General features: G+C 66.8%; 5 protein-coding genes. 3 read left to right on the top strand and 2 right to left on the bottom strand.

Annotated elements, in window-relative coordinates:
• Positions 1-469, bottom strand: a 469-nt coding sequence (locus tag G7A99_RS01965; protein WP_163138734.1) for a UDP-2,3-diacylglucosamine diphosphatase, incomplete at its 3' end; no start/stop codon positions are given.
• A 123-nt stretch (positions 470-592) separates the two neighbouring features.
• On the opposite strand from G7A99_RS01965, the gene rraA reads away from it, so the two are divergent.
• The 3 genes from rraA to G7A99_RS01950 all read left to right on the top strand — a co-directional run bounded on the left by rraA (position 593) and on the right by G7A99_RS01950 (position 2,076).
• Positions 593-1,072: a ribonuclease E activity regulator RraA gene (rraA, locus tag G7A99_RS01960; RefSeq protein WP_018716932.1), complete on the top strand. Its 480-nt coding sequence runs from the start codon at positions 593-595 to the stop codon at positions 1,070-1,072.
• 98 nt (positions 1,073-1,170) lie between these two features.
• Positions 1,171-1,611: a CBS domain-containing protein gene (locus G7A99_RS01955; protein WP_026320900.1), complete on the top strand. Its 441-nt coding sequence runs from the start codon at positions 1,171-1,173 to the stop codon at positions 1,609-1,611.
• A 60-nt stretch (positions 1,612-1,671) separates the two neighbouring features.
• On the top strand, positions 1,672-2,076 hold the full coding sequence (locus G7A99_RS01950; protein ID WP_018716930.1) for an RNA-binding S4 domain-containing protein: 405 nt from the start codon (positions 1,672-1,674) through the stop codon (positions 2,074-2,076).
• 18 nt (positions 2,077-2,094) lie between these two features.
• Here G7A99_RS01950 and G7A99_RS01945 read toward each other — a convergent pair.
• Positions 2,095-2,427, bottom strand: a 333-nt coding sequence (locus G7A99_RS01945; RefSeq protein ID WP_205599695.1) for a phytanoyl-CoA dioxygenase family protein, incomplete at its 5' end; no start/stop codon positions are given.

Raw genomic sequence — 2,427 nt, 5'->3', positions numbered from 1 at the left:
CATCGATGGAGCGGGCGAGGAACTGCCGTTGCCACTCTGGGTCGCGGACCATGGCGCGGAAACGCTGATAATCCGCGTCATCCGTGCACAGGGCGTCGCCATGGGCGAGGAGCACCGGCTCGCCGTCGATCTCGATCGTGCAGGGGTCTGCGAGCATTCCGGCACCGGTCATGCGTGCGAACGTCTCGCCCAGGAGGAAGTCACGATTCCCGCGCATCACCCGCACTGGCACGCGGTGTTCCACCAGGGCGCGCATCGCCGCGATGACCGGCTCGTCGGCGCTGACCGCGTCATCCCCGATCCAGGCCTCGAACAGGTCGCCAAGGATGTAGAGGGCCCCGGCGTTGCGCGCCTCCCCCGCGAGGAAGTCCAGGAACAGGCGCACGATTGCCGGCCGTGCGGGATCCAGGTGCAGATCGGAGATGAACAGGATGGGCGCGTCGTGACTGTCGTGCTGTGGCCGCGTCATGCTTGACCTCTGTTGCCGGTTTCGACCGCGTGGGTACTGGCGCGTGACCGGTTCTCTTGTCTCCGCGTTGGCGGCTGGTTAACTTGGCAGCCGTCGCCGACGGACACACACGGAGAACACGGAATGACAACGCCGACCACCGATCTGTGCGATGCCCACGAGGGACGTCTTCGCATCCTCACGCCGATCTTCTCGGACTACGGCGGTCGCCGGAGTTTCTCCGGACCGGTCCTGACGGTCAAGGTGTTCGAGGACAACTCGTTCGTGCGGGATGCGCTCTCCGAGCCCGGGGAGGGGCGGGTGCTGGTGGTCGACGGCGGCGGCTCGCTGCGCTGTGCGCTGCTTGGCGACAACCTCGCCGCGATGGCGCGGGACAACGGCTGGAGCGGTATCGTGGTCTACGGCTGTATCCGCGATTCCGGCGAGATCGGCGGACTGGATATCGGGGTAAAGGCGTTGAACGTTCACCCGCGGCGCAGTGAAAAACGCGGTGAAGGGGAGCGCGGTATCCCCGTGAGTTTCGCGGGGGTGACCATCCGTCCGGAGGACTGGCTGTACGCGGACGAGGACGGCATCGTGGTGGCCGACGAACGCCTCGATTAACGGACTTCGCGGCCGCCTCGCGTGCCTTCCCAAAGCGGTTCTTCGGGTATAAAACCGGAAATGAAGGGAACGGATCTGCCCTGGAGGAGGGAACGGCCATGCGGCAACCGGTACGCAGGATCCTCGATCGCAAGAGCTCTCAGATGTACGTGCTCGGTCCCGACGCCTCGGTGGCGGATGCCGTGCAGATGATGAACCGGCACAACATCGGTGCGGTACTGGTCGTCGACCCGGAGCAGGCGCTGCTCGGTATTTTCACCGAGCGTGACGTCCTCCGCCGGGTTATCGACGGCCGCCTGGACTACGACCGTACGCCTATCGAACAGGTGATGACCCGCAAGGTCTTCTACATCGAGCCCGACACCTCCGTCGAGGAGGCACTGACGATGGTCAACGAGCGTGCCTGCCGGCACTTGCCGGTGATGGAGGGTGGCCAGCTGCTCGGGATGATCTCCATACGCGACCTCACAGCGGCGGTCATGGCGGATCGTGACACGGAAATTCAGCATCTTACCGGATATATTGCAGGCAGTTACTGAGGCCGGTCGCACGGCCGCCGCCCCGGCGGCGGCCGTGGACGGCGGCCGGGGAGACGCGGCATGACCGATGGGTCCCGCAACGCGGACGGCGTGCGCCTGGACAAGTGGCTATGGGCGGCGCGATTTTTCAAGACACGGCGCCTCGCGGCAGAGGCGGTCAAGGGTGGCAAGGTCGAGGTGGACGGGGTGCGGGCGAAGCCCGCCCGCGACGTACGCGTCGGCCAGCGGCTCGCGATCACCAAGGGGCCCGTGACCTTCGAGGTCACGGTCGACGATCTCTCGGACAAACGCGGTCCGGCTACCGAGGCGCAGACCCTCTACACCGAAACCGGGGAAAGCATCGAACGGCGCGAGGCAGTGCGCGTGGAACGGCGCGCGGTGGCCGCGGCGACGCCGCGGCCCGATCATCGCCCGGACCGGCGCAACCGCCGCGAACTTGCGGCGTTCAAGCGCGGCGGCGGCTGACGGGGCGGTCGCGCCGGGTTATCGTTCCAGCGGTGTGAAGTCCTCGCGTTCGCCGAGGAACGCGGGCCGCACCCCGGGGGCGCCGTAGGGCTGCTGCGGGCGGTTGCGCACGCTGTTGTAGACGAAGAACACGTTGCTGCGCGGGTCCGGCGACATATTGGCGTTGGAGGCGTGCAGGGTATTGCACTCAAAGATCAACAGCGAGCCCGCCGGGCCGGTGGCTGCGTCGATACCGCGTTCCCGCGCGAGGGTGCGGATCGCGTCCTCGTCGGGCACGCCGAACTCCTGGACCTTGAGCGAACGCCTGTAGTTGTCTTCCGGTGTGGCCCCCACGCAGGAGACGAAGTGTTT

Source organism: Arhodomonas sp. KWT, from assembly GCF_010993615.1.
Note: the sequence above shows the minus strand (reverse complement) of the source record. Positions and strands in the feature narration are given on the sequence as shown.

Bases quoted from the DNA above. Each gene is read 5' to 3' on its own strand.
- G7A99_RS01950 (WP_018716930.1), top strand. From the start codon at position 1,672: ATGACCGATGGGTCCCGCAACGCGGACGGCGTGCGCCTGGACAAGTGG.
- rraA (WP_018716932.1), top strand. From the start codon at position 593: ATGACAACGCCGACCACCGATCTGTGCGATGCCCACGAGGGACGTCTT.
- G7A99_RS01955 (WP_026320900.1), top strand. From the start codon at position 1,171: ATGCGGCAACCGGTACGCAGGATCCTCGATCGCAAGAGCTCTCAGATG.